We start from the raw sequence: 14,083 nt of genomic DNA, 5'->3' as shown, positions 1-14,083 counted from the left end.
GCCCAAAAGTGAGGTTTATATGAAACAAGAATCAACTGTTGATTTGTTACTAGACGTTGACCAACGTCCTTCAGCTGGCAAAGGAATTCTCCTTAGTTTCCAACACGTTTTCGCCATGTTCGGTGCGACCATCTTGGTACCATTGATTTTGGGAATGCCTGTATCTGTTGCCCTTTTTGCTTCAGGTGTTGGAACACTCATCTACATGATTTCAACTGGTTTTAAAGTTCCAGTTTATCTAGGTTCTTCATTTGCCTTTATCACAGCTATGTCGCTAGCTATGAAGGAACTAGGAGGGGATGTATCAGCTGCACAAACAGGGGTTATCCTTACAGGTTTTATCTATGTCCTTGTGGCTGCAAGTGTTCGTTTTGCGGGTACAAAATGGATTGATAAACTCTTACCACCAATCATCATCGGACCTATGATCATCGTTATCGGTCTTGGACTTGCAGGTTCAGCTGTTACCAATGCGGGGCTTGTAGCTGATGGAAATTGGAAAAATGCTCTTGTAGCAGTTGTTACTTTCTTGATTGCTGCATTTATCAATACAAAAGGAAAAGGCTTCCTACGAATCATTCCATTCCTCTTTGCCATCATCGGTGGTTACCTCTTCGCGCTAACTCTTGGCTTAGTTGACTTTACACCAGTTCTTAAAGCTAACTGGTTTGAAATTCCTGGTTTCTACTTGCCATTTAGCACAAGTGGTGCCTTTAAAGAATACAATCTTTACTTTGGTCCAGAAACCATCGCTATCTTGCCAATCGCGATCGTAACCATTTCTGAACATATCGGAGACCATACTGTTTTAGGTCAAATATGTGGCCGTCAATTCTTGAAAGAACCAGGTCTTCATCGTACTCTTCTTGGTGACGGTATTGCAACTTCTGTTTCTGCCTTCCTTGGTGGACCAGCCAATACAACTTATGGAGAAAATACAGGAGTTATCGGTATGACTCGTATCGCTTCTGTCTCAGTTATCCGTAACGCTGCCTTTATCGCAATTGCCCTTAGCTTCCTTGGTAAATTCACTGCCTTGATTTCAACTATTCCAAACGCTGTACTTGGTGGTATGTCAATCCTTCTCTATGGGGTTATCGCCAGCAACGGTTTGAAAGTCTTGATCAAAGAACGTGTTGATTTCGCTCAAATGCGTAACCTAATCATCGCAAGTGCTATGTTGGTCCTTGGACTTGGAGGAGCTATCCTTAAACTTGGTCCAGTTACACTTTCAGGTACTGCCCTATCAGCCATGACAGGAATCATCTTGAACTTGATCTTGCCATACGAAAATAAAGACTAAGAGTTTAAACATATCAAAAAACGAGCATTTCCAATTACGGAAGTGCTCATTTTTCTTCTTTCTAAAAAAGGAAAGCCCTTCGCCTTCCTTTGTATTACTTACGTTTCTTCTTCGCTTTTTTCATTTTATTCGCCATGCGTTTCATGGACTGTTTCATGGCAAATTCACCGATTTTACCTTTGAGTCCGCCACCAAACATCTGGCTCATATCTGGCATTCCTGCTCCTCCGAGAGCTGACAGGTCAGGCATACCGCCTTGTCCCATCATTCCTTCAAGGGCAGACATATCCATTCCTCCCATATTTGGCATATTTTTAGGAAGGTTGTTTGGATTGATTCCCATCTGCTTCATCATCTTGTTCATATCACCAGACATAACACCCTGCATGAGTTGTTTAGCTTGGTTAAAGTCTTTGATGAATTTATTGACTTCGACAAATGTATTTCCAGAACCAGCTGCGATACGACGGCGACGGCTAGGATTTAACAAATCTGGATTTTCACGTTCTTCAGGTGTCATGGAAGATACAATAGCACGTTTGCGAGCAATCTGGCGCTCATCCACTTTCATGTTTTGAAGGGCTGGATTGTTGGCCATACCTGGAATCATCTTGAGCAAGTCTTCCATTGGCCCCATGTTTTGCACCTGATCCAACTGATCAATGAAATCATTAAAATCAAAGGTGTTTTCACGCATCTTCTCAGCCATTTCAAGGGCTTTTTGCTCATCGTATTCCTGAGAAGCTTTCTCAATTAAGGTCAGCATATCCCCCATGCCAAGGATACGGCTAGACATACGGTCTGGGTGGAAGATTTCAATGTCCGTAATCTTTTCACCCGTACCAGTGAACTTGATTGGTTTTCCAGTAATGTGACGAACAGATAGAGCCGCACCACCACGAGTATCCCCATCAATCTTGGTAAGAATAACACCAGTCACTTCCAGCTGAGCATTAAACTCACGCGCAACATTTGCCGCTTCTTGACCAATCATGGCATCAATGACGAGCAAAATTTCATTTGGTTGAGCCAATGCTTTCACGTCACGAAGCTCATTCATCAAAAGCTCATCAATCTGCAAACGACCTGCTGTATCAATCAAGACATAGTCATTATGATTGGCTTGGGCTTGCTCCAAACCTTGACGAACAATCTCAACAGCTGGTACTTCTGTTCCAAGTGCAAATACAGGCACATCGATTTGTTGACCCAGAGTTTTCAACTGGTCGATTGCAGCTGGACGGTAAATATCCGCTGCAATCATCAAAGGACGGGCATTTTCTTCCTTCTTGAGTTTGTTGGCCAATTTACCTGCAAAGGTTGTTTTACCAGCCCCCTGCAAACCAACCATCATGATGATTGTAGGAATCTTAGGTGACTTGATAATCTCCGCTGTATCAGAACCTAAAACAGCTGTTAGTTCCTCATCTACAATTTTAATAATCTGTTGCGCAGGATTAAGGGTATCAATGACCTCATGCCCGACTGCACGCTCACGAACTTTCTTAATAAAGTCCTTTACAACAGGCAAGGCAACGTCAGCTTCAAGCAAGGCCAAGCGAATCTCTTTAGTTGCCTCTTGAACATCAGATTCAGAGATTTTTCCTTTTTTACGTAGATTTTTAAAGACGTTCTGCAAACGTTCTGTTAAACTTTCAAATGCCATTTTTCTTCCTCTTATTCTCTATTATCAATGCTTGTTAAAATTTCTATCTGCTCCTGCAGAAAGTCATCCTTGGGATAGCGCTCCAAAATCTGATCAAAAATCTGACTACGGACAATGTAGTCCGAGTACATGTGCAATTTCATCTCATAATCTTCCAGAATCTTTTCTGTCCGCTTGATATTGTCGTAAACAGCCTGACGACTGACACCGAACTCTTCAGCGATCTCAGCAAGACTGTAATCATCAGCGTAGTAAAGCTCTATATAATTCATTTGCTTATCTGTCAAAAGCGCCGCATAAAATTCAAAGAGCGCGTTCATACGATTGGTTTTTTCAATTTCCATAACTTTTATTATACCAAAAATTAGCCTAATCTACCACATTAGCGGACTAATCCGAGAAGATAGCCAGGTAAATTTGAAAAAGACATGAGACTAGCCCCAAGTAATTTCCAATTGATAGCTGGCGAAGGGCTGTCCCTCTTGATTTTGTAGTTGATAGTCTAAATGAATCTTTTGACCATCCACTTGATAGCGACTGGTTTGGATGATAAACTCCTGCATGCCCATAGGTGTCGGAATATAGGCTAAACTATCACTATCCTTTAGAAAACGCATAATGGTCTTGGGATTGGAAAAACGACTCATCACAAGTTCTTGACCATGAAATTTAATAACCACTTTTTCCTTTTCCTCATTATAGAAAAGCAGGTAGCTATAATCTCCCCTTTCATGCACTTCCATATCATAAAGCTGGTCAATCACTTCCAACTGCTCATCAAACTGAATCGTATTTCGCATCCGAATCTTCACATCAAGTCCTCTTTCTTGTCCCTTATCCTACTATTTTACCAAAAAGAGCAGGATTTTGCTATAATGGTCATATGAACGAAAAAGTATTCCGTGACCCAGTTCACAACTACATCCATGTCAATAATCAAATCATCTATGACTTGATCAATACAAAAGAATTTCAACGCTTGCGCCGTATCAAGCAACTGGGAACTTCCAGTTATACCTTCCATGGTGGAGAACATAGTCGCTTCTCTCACTGTCTAGGAGTCTATGAAATTGCACGACGCATCACGGAGATTTTCGAAGAAAAATATCCAGAAGAATGGAATCCTGCTGAGTCTCTCTTGACCATGACAGCTGCTCTCCTACATGATCTTGGGCATGGTGCCTACTCCCATACTTTTGAACATCTCTTTGATACAGACCATGAAGCTATCACTCAGGAGATAATCCAAAGTCCAGAAACAGAGATCCACCAAGTCCTGCTACAAGTAGCTCCAGATTTTCCAGAAAAGGTAGCCAGTGTCATTGATCATACCTATCCAAACAAGCAGGTTGTGCAACTCATTTCTAGTCAGATTGATGCAGACCGCATGGACTATCTCTTGCGCGACTCCTATTTTACAGGAGCATCCTATGGGGAATTTGACCTGACTCGAATCCTCCGAGTCATTCGTCCTGTCGAAAATGGCATTGCCTTTCAGCGCAATGGCATGCATGCCATCGAAGACTACGTCCTCAGTCGCTACCAGATGTATATGCAGGTCTATTTCCACCCAGCAACACGCGCCATGGAAGTTCTCCTGCAGAATCTCCTCAAACGGGCTAAGGAACTTTATCCAGAAGATAAGGATTTCTTTACACGAACTTCTCCACATCTCCTGCCTTTCTTTGAAAAAAATGTGACCTTGTCTGACTATCTGGCTCTGGATGATGGTGTGATGAATACCTACTTCCAGCTCTGGATGACCAGTCCTGACAAGATTCTGGCAGACTTGTCGCAACGCTTTGTCAACCGCAAGGTCTTTAAATCCATTACCTTTTCACAAGAAGACCAAAACCAACTCGCTAGCATGAGAAAATTGGTTGAAGACATCGGCTTTGATCCCGACTACTACACTGCTATTCATAAGAACTTTGACCTCCCTTATGATATCTATCGTCCCGAATCTGAAAATCCACGAACCCAGATTGAGATTTTACAGAAAAATGGAGAACTGGCCGAACTCTCTAGCCTGTCTCCTATCGTCCAATCCCTTGCTGGCAGTCGCCACGGAGATAATCGTTTTTATTTCCCAAAAGAAATGTTGGATCAAAACAGCATCTTCGCAAGCATTACCCAGCAATTTTTACATTTAATTGGGAACGATCATTTTACCCCAAATAAAAACTAGAAGAGGAAATTTATGAGTATTAAACTAATTGCCGTCGATATCGACGGAACCCTAGTCAACAGCCAAAAGGAAATCACACCTGAAGTTTTTTCTGCCATCCAAGACGCCAAAGAAGCTGGTGTCAAAGTCGTCATTGCAACTGGCCGCCCTATCGCAGGTGTTGCCAAACTTCTGGACAACTTGCAGTTGAGAGACGAGGGTGACTATGTCGTCACCTTCAACGGTGCCCTTGTCCAAGAAACTGCTACTGGCCATGAGATTATCAGCGAATCCTTGACCTATGAGGATTATCTAGATATGGAATTTCTCAGCCGCAAACTTGGTGTCCACATGCACGCTATTACCAAGGATGGTATCTACACGGCCAATCGCAATATCGGAAAATATACAGTGCACGAATCAACCCTCGTCAGCATGCCTATCTTCTACCGTACGCCTGAAGAAATGGCTGACAAAGAAATTGTCAAATGTATGTTCATCGATGAGCCTGAGATTCTCGATGCTGCGATTGAAAAAATCCCAGCAGAATTTTACGAACGCTACTCCATCAACAAATCTGCTCCTTTCTACCTCGAACTCCTTAAAAAGAATGTGGATAAAGGGTCAGCTATTACTCACTTAGCAGAAAAACTCGGATTGACCACGGATGAAACCATGGCAATCGGAGACGAAGAAAATGACCGTGCCATGCTAGAAGTCGTTGGCAACCCCGTTGTCATGGAAAATGGAAATCCAGAAATCAAAAAAATCGCCAAATACATCACTAAATCTAACGATGAATCCGGCGTTGCCCATGCCATCCGAACATGGGTATTGTAAAAGTATCATTTTTCAATAAGAATTGATTAGCAATAAAATCCAATGAATTTTTTTAGCAAACTATTTAATTTAAAACAAAATAATCATAATAGAGACACAAATTCTGATTGTAACAATTTTTACCTAAACAAATTAGAGTGCGGCCTTACTCCTGGGCAACTCATACTCATAGATTGGACTCAAAAAACAGGGAGAAATTATAATTTCCCAAGATATTTTAAATACTCTCTTCAAATTGACCCTGAATCTACACACAATCAATTATACAAATTAGGATACTTCACTAAAAATAAGACTTTATCATATCTTAAAGTAGTAGAATTAAAAACTATATTATCTAAACATAATTTACCTACTTCTGGAAAAAAAGCAGAATTAATTACAAGAATAATTAATAATATCAACGTTGACAAATTAGATATTCCGTTCGAATTTAAACTAACAAAAGAAGCACAAAATCTTATTATCGAACATAGTGACTATATCAAAGCATACTATGATAAAGACATAACTATGGAAGATTATTGTAAAGAAAAAAATAATATCTCTTTTAAAGCAACTTTTGGTGATATAAAATGGAGTCTTTTAAATAAACAAGCTCATAGGAATACTGTATCAGGAGATTTTGGATGTTTATCTAACACACGAAAGGCTCAAGGAAGACATTTGGAACAAGAAGGTAATATTAAACATTCTTTAATATATTACATAGAATCTTTGATAATTACTAGTTCAGGATTAGAAAACAATTTTTCAGCCACTGATTATCCAGTATATTATCCCGATTCGATACCTGACTACTCGCTAAAACATATTCAAACATTAATGGAATCATTATCTGATGACGATTATGATTTTGCTTTTGATGAAGCATTATTTCGCTTCTCAATTTTGAATGCAAATCATTTTTTATCTAAAGAAGATATTGACTATTTAAGAGTTAATTTACCTTGTTCTACTGCTGAAGAAATAAACAATTACTTAAAGAAATATGAATGTTATAGTCCTTTAAATAATTTAGAACTTGACGATGTTGAATAAATTGATTATACAAACATTTATATACTCGATATAGTCTCAATTTTATTTGATGATTGCCCAAATTTTTCAATAATAAAACGCATAATATTATGGAGACAAAAAAATCCCCTATATTATGCGTTCTTTTAATATCAAAGACTTTTTGACAAACTTCTTTGATATCTAATTACTGCCCCCTGCAGGAATCGAACCTGCAACTACTCCTTAGGAGGGAGTTGTTATATCCATTGAACTAAGGGAGCTAGATAAAAACTCTGCTGAAGAAGCAGAGTTTTTTAGTCGAATTAACGACGGATTTCTTTGATACGAGCTGCTTTACCTTGAAGAGCACGCAAGTAGTACAATTTCGCACGACGTACTTTACCGTAACGAACAACTTCGATCTTTTCAACACGTGGAGTGTGGATTGGGAAGATACGCTCAACACCTACACCGTTAGAGATTTTACGAACTGTGTAGTTTTCTGAGATGCCAGCACCTTTACGTGCGATAACAACACCTTCAAAAATCTGGATACGTTCACGGTTACCTTCGACAACTTTCGCGTGTACACGAACAGTGTCACCAGGACGGAATGATGGGATATCTGTACGAAGTTGACCTTCAGTCAAGCTTTGGATTAATGGATTCATTTTATTCTCCTATCTTTGTCAATCTTGAGGAATCTTCCTCAGCGGATAAACTGTATTTTTGTGCGTCCATTACACACAAGATACAGTTTACCAAATTTCCACAAAAAAGTAAAGAAATTTATAGCAGAATTCCTAAAAAAATCGCAATCAAACCACCTAGGTAGGTCAAAGTCAGGTAAACGTAAAAAACCTTCTTATCGCTTAACAGTCTTTGAAGTTCATCATTCAAGGTCGAAAAAGTCGTTAACCCGCCACAAAATCCTGTTGCTAGAATAGCATAGACTTCCTTAGACTCCACATGATTGTAGAATAATCCAATTAAAAAACAACCCAAAAGATTGGCTATGAGCGTTCCGAGTGGTAATTTAGAAGCTTGATTATAGCGGGAAAAGAAATACCGTACGAGCGCTCCAAGACCACAAGCAATTGCAAGATAGACGATTACCATTTCTTCCTCCCTAGAAAATAAGCCAAAAGTAGACCTCCAGCAATACTCAAAAGCAAATACATAACCAAACTAAGATAACGCCCTGTATCAAGTAATTTTACAGCATCAAGCATTAGACTAGAAAAGGTTGTCAAACCACCACAAAAACCTGTACCCAATGCTAAAATAACACCTTTACTTGTCCCCTTATAGACCAGGTAGCCTTTTACCAAATAAACCAAGCAGAAAATGCCCAGATAGTTGACAAAGAGAGTTCCCCAAGGAAAGTCTGGACTGGCTGGTAACCAAGTGGAAACTAGATAGCGGACCAATCCGCCCACCATAGCAGCTAGAAAAATTCCTAGCGGATAAAATTGTTCTTTTTTCATTTTATGTTTTGATCCTGATAATCACGCGAACGTTTGAGTATGTCCGAAAATGTTGCGACAATAGTCTCCTGATAGCGCTTGTCCTCTACACGACTTCTAACCTTTTCAAAAATAACTTCTTCTCTCTTAGTATCTAAAATCGGTTTTCCTGAGGCTTTCTTATAGGCAACTACCCCCTCAACCAAATGCATTCGTTCTTCTAAGATCTTGACGATTTGGTCGTCGATTTGATCAATTTCTTGACGAATAATATCTAAATCCATACAGTCTCCTTCTTTATTTGAATTATTGTATCAAAAAGTCAGTAAATAGGCTAGTAAAATCCCAAGTCACGATAAGAAAAATGCACTGATTGATTACATCAGCGCACTTTTATGCTTATCCTACTTTAGCAGCCAATTCTTCTGCGAATTGTTCCAAGCGTTCAATATCTTCTTCCTCGGCAGATAGGTCAACTTTGACACATTCTGAACCTTTTTCTGCTCCTGTTGACACAAAGACACGATCAAAGTCATCAACAGCCTTACAGAATTCATCGTAGAAGGTATCTCCTGAGCCGACCACTCCATAGATTTTGCCATTCAAATTGAGATCAGCTAGGTCTTCGTAGAAGTCCATCATCTCATCTGGCAATTCTCCATCACCATAAGTATAGGTCGCAACGATAGCGATGTCTGCTTCCAAGAAGTCTGAAGCGTCAACAGTTGTACATTCATCAACATCGACATCCAAGCCCAAGTCACGTAATTTGTCTGCTACAATATCTGCAATCTCTTCGGTATTACCGGTCATACTGGCAAATACAATTTTTGCTAATGCCATATCGTCCTCCTCAATTTATCTTTCTCCATTATATCACATCTTTTTCATTTTAAAAATAAAAATTCTTGTGCTACAATGAAATGAGAAAGAATTGAGGTTATTTATGAACATTTGCCATCAAATTTTAGAAAAAATCAAAGAATACGACACGATTATCATTCACCGCCATATGAAACCAGACCCTGATGCCTTGGGAAGTCAGGTGGGGTTGAAAGCCTTACTGGAACATCATTTCCCAGAAAAAACCATCAAAGCCGTTGGTTTTAATGAACCAACTCTTACTTGGATGGCTGAAATGGATTCTGTCGAAGATAGTGCCTACCAAGGAGCCCTTGTCATCGTCTGTGATACGGCTAACACTGCACGAATCGATGATAAGCGCTATAGTCAAGGTGATTTTCTCATTAAGATTGACCACCATCCAAATGATGATGTATATGGTGATCTATCTTGGGTAGACACTAGTTCAAGCAGCGCTAGCGAGATGATTACCCTATTGGCCCAAACAACCCAACTGGCCTTGTCAGATCGCGCTGCTGAGTTGCTCTTTGCAGGAATCGTTGGTGATACAGGTCGCTTCCTTTATCCTTCTACGACTGCACGTACCCTCCGCCTGGCTGCTTATTTGAGAGAACATAACTTTGACTTTGCGGCTCTCACTCGTAAAATGGACACTATGAGTTACAAAATTGCTAAACTTCAAGGCTACATCTACGACCATCTGGAAGTAGATGAAAATGGTGCTGCTCGCGTTATCCTGAGTCAGGAAATCTTAAAACGATTCAATGTCACCGATGCTGAAACTGCAGCCATTGTCGGTGCACCTGGACGCATTGACAGTGTCAACCTCTGGGGAATTTTTGTGGAGCAGGCTGATGGTCACTACCGTGTTCGCTTACGCAGTAAAATCCATCCTATCAATGAAATTGCCAAGGAACATGATGGTGGAGGCCACCCTCTAGCAAGTGGTGCTAATTCCTATAGCCTAGAGGAAAACGAAATCATCTACCAAAAATTAAAAAACTTGCTTAAAAACTGATAAAATACTTGCCAAACTTTTCAGAATCTGATAGACTAGTATGGTAACAATCTATGGCTCGCAAAGAGACCATGGCAGAAAGGAAATATTGCAAAATGAAAAAAGATATCCATCCAGAATATCGCCCAGTTGTCTTCATGGACACAACTACTGGTTACCAATTCCTTAGCGGTTCAACAAAACGCTCTAACGAAACAGTTGAGTTCGAAGGCGAAACTTACCCATTGATCCGTGTGGAAATTTCATCAGACTCACACCCATTCTACACTGGACGTCAAAAGTTCACTCAAGCAGATGGACGCGTGGATCGTTTCAACAAAAAATACGGTCTCAAATAATGATAAAAAGAACAGTTTCAGCTGTTCTTTTTTTGTTACATGACTATTGATCCAAAGTATTCAGTATGCTATTAGGTACTTTTTTTGTTTTACAATTTTATAAAGTTTATTAAATCACAAATTTTAAGGCCACACAAATTACGTGATTTAATATAAAATTTAAAAATCTGAATTGTTTTTAAAATTTTTATACTCTCTAAAAACACCTCTATAATACATACTCAGACCTAATATAGCAATAAATTTATGAATAATAGTATTTGATTCGAATAAAATGTTAATGGATATCCCAATCATTATAAAACTAATTGCAATTATTAAACGCTGCTTCATCTGTACCTCAACTTTCTATTTCGTAGAAAAAAAATTCAGTTCCTATCCAAAAGCCTATAATAGCTCCACAATATCCCCTTAAAGAAACAATCCCTTCTCAAAGCATTAGAGTTCACCTTCAATGCTTGATATCATTACTTCATGCATTACATCAAATCGTTTCACCATTTTATTCATCACGAATATTTCCTTACATTTATATTAATTTTTATCTTGTTACAAACTTGGTAAGTTTTTCTGCTCATTTTTCCTTATCTCGTTATACCAAAAGATATTAATCCTTGAGCTAGATTTTTACTCAATTCTCCATATGTGGCAATTTCTTTATAAAATGTCGCAACCTTTGGGCTCATTGATTTGTGACTATGAATCCCACTAACAGCCTGCTGACGAAGAGCTTCTGCCAACCCCATGACAACTCTCTGCTCATTTTTTGTATTCTCTAATAGAGTTTTATAACGTAATAAAATATCTCGTTCATTTTTATGAATATCTGTATCTAAAATCAAATTATAAACCTTATTGAGAATTTCTTCTGTTCTCTTATCCATAAATTATCCTCTATAACCTGAAAGACAATAGCTCCTACCCAATGAAGATATCCAACCATTAACCATGACATATTTAGTTGACTCAAAATCACACTTAGTTACAATATCTCCATTCTCAATTTGGAAATTAACAGATGAAACATTGTCCAAACATGTAATGACGCGAAAAAGTATCGTCAACAAAACCTTATAAAGTTCCCTTTTGGTTCATTCCTTTTAAACCTATACAAATCAATAGTAGAGTTGCTATGATATCAACAATATCTTGTGACTTTAGTAAAGACAAGACTCCTATAGAAATAATATAAAATATACTAATTATTTTTCTCATTATTTACAAAAACTTTCTGCCGCTAGCCCGCCTGTTGAAATCGCAAATGTAACACTAACAGGATCAGCGTAGAAAAAGCCTATTTCAGTCGTACCTACCCTACCTGAAATACATGCCAAATCATTTTTACCAAAAAGTATTTACATGCTCCTAACTCCACTTATCTTCAAATTTAAATAGACACATTATCGGAGTTATTAATAAGAAAAAATCTAACCAATTTAGATAGTTTATAATATACGATATAATACCAGCCAAAACGAAAAGATACAAAGCTGTACGATATCCTCTCTTTGGGTTTTTATCAGCCTTGGTGTTAAAAATAATGTACACACAACAAATCGCAATGAGTATAAGCTGAATCATAGTTTCATTTAACATATTAGCACCTCTTCTTTTTTTAAAACTATTTTGAATGAGTTGTTTTTGCTTCCACGATGAGTAGATCCTGTATAATAGATGATTTTATGAGATCATAGCCTTGACAAGTTCATTATAGCAGGAAAGAAGAAATTTTTACCTCAAAGTCTTTAAATGTACTTTTTTCATCACGAAACGTATTTTTTCATGATTTGTAACCTTTCAAGATTAAAAATAAGCCATTTTAAAATTTGTTCCACAAATAGCTGCTAGATATTGTGAAGTCGTCACTCTAGCTTTTTGGCCCAGTTTTATTATTATAACTATTTCCTAGCTCATTTGTAGGAACTAGCTAAAAAATAATGAATATAAAGTCATAACAAAAGAGTCCCCCTTAAAATATTCTATAGAATATTTTAAGAGGGACTCTTTTAAAGTTCTATTTCCAAGATCTGTGTAAAGGAATAATCTTTACTTGTAGTTTTCAAACATACATTTGGATAAGATTTTAAGATTCTTCGAACATTGGCCAATCCTATACCCCGTCCTACTCCTTTTGAAGAATTGTCATGCTTGAATATATCTCTCAGTTCGATCTCTCTTTCTAAAGTAGAATTTTTAACAATCATGACTAATTTATTCCATTCTCTATCTTCAAGGAAACAAACTGCTATTCCTCCCTCTGCTGCGGACTCTATAGCATTATCTAACAAGATAGAAGTAATTGTTAAGAAGTCAATTTGTTCCATATTTTTTATAGAGAACTGTTCACTAATCTCCAGGGAAACTGGAACAGATAAGTTTTGGGCCTCAGATAACTTAGATAATAGTAAACTCTTTAGCGCCAAATCATTGATATTTCTTAGTTGTGCTACGTCAAAACGCTTACCTTTTAATTTTTCACCAGAATTTTTTAAAACACTATCATAAACTTGAGAAACTAGATTAATATCTTTTTGATCTATACCTATTTTTAAGCTGGACAAAATATTAGCATAATCATGTCTAAAGCTTCTAATTTCTTGATACAACCCTTCAACTTGTTGACTATAATTACTAAGATTTTGCAATTGAATTTCTTTTTGTAAAACGACTTTCTCCTGTAATTCTTGAAGTAATTTTCTATCCAAGAGATTAACAAAACAAATAAACAATAAAAAGTAAACTGCTGTCAATAATTCTTTATAATCCAACATTCTATCCCAACTTATTTTATCACTGTAGTTTATATAAGATGGTAAGATAAAATAAGCTAGCATTAAAGTATCTGCAGTAATTAAAATAAATTTTGTCTTTCTATCCAAGTTCTTTATTTTTAAATGACTAAAATTATATCGAAAGAGACTAATAAGAAAAAACACAATAATTTCAGCTAATAAAGAGAAAATCATTGTTCCTAGATTAGTTTCATATAGTCTATACAATATTGGAATCTTAGAAATTATAAAGTAACCTAAAAAATTTCTGATGACATCCCAAAATCCAAGTGGAAATAATGAGTAAAAAAGTAATAAAGAAACCTTACTTCTTAATTTACTAATAGACAAAGTATATAGGATAAAAAAGGTAGGATAAAGCAATAATGACCCAAGAAAGTAAAATCCAGTTGATTTAAATAAAACAATAAATAGGAATGATAAAAGATGGAACAGAATAATGGAGATTACTACTTTTTTTAGATTTAATTTCTCACCTACAACCTTAGTATGGATACATAACAATAGAAAAACACCTATAATATTTAGAAAAAATATCATCTAAATCTCCTTAGTCATGAAGTCTTTCGATAGCTTTCATAAGTGGACGAATTTTTAATCTAGAGACAATACAAGAGGACCCGTTCT

At 37.3% G+C, this 14,083-nt stretch carries 16 protein-coding genes and 1 tRNA gene; 6 read left to right on the top strand and 11 right to left on the bottom strand.

Translation table 11 applies throughout. The features are described from left to right. Positions 1 to 19: 19 nt before the first annotated feature. On the top strand, positions 20 to 1,303 hold the full coding sequence (locus tag HT717_RS00900) for a solute carrier family 23 protein (protein ID WP_061759759.1): 1,284 nt from the start codon (positions 20 to 22) through the stop codon (positions 1,301 to 1,303). Positions 1,304 to 1,397: 94 nt separating this feature from the next. Here the strand turns inward: HT717_RS00900 and ffh are convergent, their stop codons facing one another. From ffh to HT717_RS00885, 3 genes are all read right to left on the bottom strand, one after another. Next, positions 1,398 to 2,969 carry a signal recognition particle protein gene (ffh, locus tag HT717_RS00895; RefSeq protein ID WP_061759752.1) on the bottom strand — a complete coding sequence of 524 codons (1,572 nt, stop codon included), beginning with the start codon at positions 2,967 to 2,969 and terminating at the stop codon, positions 1,398 to 1,400. Positions 2,970 to 2,980: 11 nt separating this feature from the next. Beyond that, positions 2,981 to 3,313 (bottom strand): putative DNA-binding protein, encoded by a 333-nt coding sequence (locus HT717_RS00890; protein ID WP_000402066.1) that lies wholly within the window; start codon positions 3,311 to 3,313, stop codon positions 2,981 to 2,983. A 90-nt stretch (positions 3,314 to 3,403) separates the two neighbouring features. Then, positions 3,404 to 3,781, bottom strand: coding sequence for a DUF1934 family protein (locus HT717_RS00885; protein WP_173304146.1), 378 nt, complete (start codon positions 3,779 to 3,781; stop codon positions 3,404 to 3,406). A 71-nt stretch (positions 3,782 to 3,852) separates the two neighbouring features. Here HT717_RS00885 and HT717_RS00880 point away from each other — a divergent pair, with 71 nt between their 5' ends. Genes HT717_RS00880 through HT717_RS00870 form a run of 3 tightly spaced genes read left to right on the top strand, consistent with a single transcriptional unit; the run spans position 3,853 to position 7,017 of the window. Next, on the top strand, positions 3,853 to 5,157 hold the full coding sequence (locus HT717_RS00880; RefSeq protein WP_061759754.1) for an HD domain-containing protein: 1,305 nt from the start codon (positions 3,853 to 3,855) through the stop codon (positions 5,155 to 5,157). 12 nt (positions 5,158 to 5,169) lie between these two features. Beyond that, on the top strand, positions 5,170 to 5,976 hold the full coding sequence (yidA, locus tag HT717_RS00875) for a sugar-phosphatase (protein ID WP_061759755.1): 807 nt from the start codon (positions 5,170 to 5,172) through the stop codon (positions 5,974 to 5,976). Positions 5,977 to 6,018: 42 nt separating this feature from the next. Next, positions 6,019 to 7,017 (top strand): SAP domain-containing protein, encoded by a 999-nt coding sequence (locus HT717_RS00870; protein WP_173304144.1) that lies wholly within the window; start codon positions 6,019 to 6,021, stop codon positions 7,015 to 7,017. A gap of 170 nt (positions 7,018 to 7,187) precedes the next feature. On the opposite strand, the gene HT717_RS00865 is transcribed toward HT717_RS00870, so the two are convergent. The 6 genes from HT717_RS00865 to HT717_RS00840 all read right to left on the bottom strand — a co-directional run bounded on the left by HT717_RS00865 (position 7,188) and on the right by HT717_RS00840 (position 9,287). Further along, a tRNA-Arg gene (locus tag HT717_RS00865) sits at positions 7,188 to 7,259 on the bottom strand. Between the two features lie 42 nt (positions 7,260 to 7,301). Continuing rightward, on the bottom strand, positions 7,302 to 7,649 hold the full coding sequence (rplS, locus tag HT717_RS00860) for a 50S ribosomal protein L19 (RefSeq protein ID WP_001068669.1): 348 nt from the start codon (positions 7,647 to 7,649) through the stop codon (positions 7,302 to 7,304). Between the two features lie 118 nt (positions 7,650 to 7,767). Further along, positions 7,768 to 8,097, bottom strand: a complete 330-nt coding sequence (crcB, locus tag HT717_RS00855) for a fluoride efflux transporter CrcB (RefSeq protein ID WP_173304142.1) — start codon at positions 8,095 to 8,097, stop codon at positions 7,768 to 7,770. After that, positions 8,091 to 8,465: a fluoride efflux transporter CrcB gene (gene crcB, locus HT717_RS00850; protein ID WP_173304140.1), complete on the bottom strand. Its 375-nt coding sequence runs from the start codon at positions 8,463 to 8,465 to the stop codon at positions 8,091 to 8,093. Before crcB (HT717_RS00850) ends, crcB (HT717_RS00855) begins: the two co-directional genes overlap by 7 nt. Continuing rightward, positions 8,462 to 8,728: a chorismate mutase gene (locus HT717_RS00845; protein WP_173304138.1), complete on the bottom strand. Its 267-nt coding sequence runs from the start codon at positions 8,726 to 8,728 to the stop codon at positions 8,462 to 8,464. Before HT717_RS00845 ends, crcB (HT717_RS00850) begins: the two co-directional genes overlap by 4 nt. A gap of 115 nt (positions 8,729 to 8,843) precedes the next feature. Further along, the gene (locus HT717_RS00840) at positions 8,844 to 9,287 is read right to left on the bottom strand and encodes a flavodoxin (protein WP_001162128.1); all 444 of its coding nucleotides are present in this window, start codon (positions 9,285 to 9,287) and stop codon (positions 8,844 to 8,846) included. A 103-nt stretch (positions 9,288 to 9,390) separates the two neighbouring features. On the opposite strand from HT717_RS00840, the gene HT717_RS00835 reads away from it, so the two are divergent. Together HT717_RS00835 and HT717_RS00830 are read left to right on the top strand one after the other, a co-directional pair. Continuing rightward, positions 9,391 to 10,326 carry a bifunctional oligoribonuclease/PAP phosphatase NrnA gene (locus HT717_RS00835; RefSeq protein ID WP_173304136.1) on the top strand — a complete coding sequence of 312 codons (936 nt, stop codon included), beginning with the start codon at positions 9,391 to 9,393 and terminating at the stop codon, positions 10,324 to 10,326. 95 nt (positions 10,327 to 10,421) lie between these two features. After that, entirely contained in the window at positions 10,422 to 10,664 is a 243-nt protein-coding gene (locus tag HT717_RS00830; RefSeq protein ID WP_000710764.1) for a type B 50S ribosomal protein L31, read from the top strand. Between the two features lie 584 nt (positions 10,665 to 11,248). Here the strand turns inward: HT717_RS00830 and HT717_RS00825 are convergent. Both HT717_RS00825 and HT717_RS00820 read right to left on the bottom strand, forming a co-directional pair. After that, the gene (locus HT717_RS00825; protein WP_153197753.1) at positions 11,249 to 11,548 is read right to left on the bottom strand and encodes a bacteriocin immunity protein; all 300 of its coding nucleotides are present in this window, start codon (positions 11,546 to 11,548) and stop codon (positions 11,249 to 11,251) included. A 1,122-nt stretch (positions 11,549 to 12,670) separates the two neighbouring features. Next, entirely contained in the window at positions 12,671 to 13,996 is a 1,326-nt protein-coding gene (locus tag HT717_RS00820; RefSeq protein WP_173304134.1) for a GHKL domain-containing protein, read from the bottom strand. Positions 13,997 to 14,083: the final 87 nt, after the last annotated feature.

The organism is Streptococcus sp. 959 (assembly GCF_013277075.1).
GTDB classification, from domain to species: Bacteria; Bacillota; Bacilli; order Lactobacillales; family Streptococcaceae; genus Streptococcus; species Streptococcus pseudopneumoniae_C.
Note: the sequence above shows the minus strand (reverse complement) of the source record. Positions and strands in the feature narration are given on the sequence as shown.

Coding starts and splice junctions, on each gene's coding strand:
- HT717_RS00830 (WP_000710764.1), top strand. CDS start 10,422: ATGAAAAAAGATATCCATCCAGAATATCGCCCAGTTGTCTTCATGGAC.
- yidA (WP_061759755.1), top strand. CDS start 5,170: ATGAGTATTAAACTAATTGCCGTCGATATCGACGGAACCCTAGTCAAC.
- HT717_RS00835 (WP_173304136.1), top strand. CDS start 9,391: ATGAACATTTGCCATCAAATTTTAGAAAAAATCAAAGAATACGACACG.
- HT717_RS00840 (WP_001162128.1), bottom strand. CDS start 9,287: ATGGCATTAGCAAAAATTGTATTTGCCAGTATGACCGGTAATACCGAA.
- rplS (WP_001068669.1), bottom strand. CDS start 7,649: ATGAATCCATTAATCCAAAGCTTGACTGAAGGTCAACTTCGTACAGAT.
- HT717_RS00900 (WP_061759759.1), top strand. CDS start 20: ATGAAACAAGAATCAACTGTTGATTTGTTACTAGACGTTGACCAACGT.
- HT717_RS00880 (WP_061759754.1), top strand. CDS start 3,853: ATGAACGAAAAAGTATTCCGTGACCCAGTTCACAACTACATCCATGTC.
- crcB (WP_173304142.1), bottom strand. CDS start 8,097: ATGGTAATCGTCTATCTTGCAATTGCTTGTGGTCTTGGAGCGCTCGTA.
- ffh (WP_061759752.1), bottom strand. CDS start 2,969: ATGGCATTTGAAAGTTTAACAGAACGTTTGCAGAACGTCTTTAAAAAT.
- HT717_RS00825 (WP_153197753.1), bottom strand. CDS start 11,548: ATGGATAAGAGAACAGAAGAAATTCTCAATAAGGTTTATAATTTGATT.
- HT717_RS00820 (WP_173304134.1), bottom strand. CDS start 13,996: ATGATATTTTTTCTAAATATTATAGGTGTTTTTCTATTGTTATGTATC.
- HT717_RS00870 (WP_173304144.1), top strand. CDS start 6,019: ATGAATTTTTTTAGCAAACTATTTAATTTAAAACAAAATAATCATAAT.
- HT717_RS00890 (WP_000402066.1), bottom strand. CDS start 3,313: ATGGAAATTGAAAAAACCAATCGTATGAACGCGCTCTTTGAATTTTAT.
- HT717_RS00845 (WP_173304138.1), bottom strand. CDS start 8,728: ATGGATTTAGATATTATTCGTCAAGAAATTGATCAAATCGACGACCAA.
- crcB (WP_173304140.1), bottom strand. CDS start 8,465: ATGAAAAAAGAACAATTTTATCCGCTAGGAATTTTTCTAGCTGCTATG.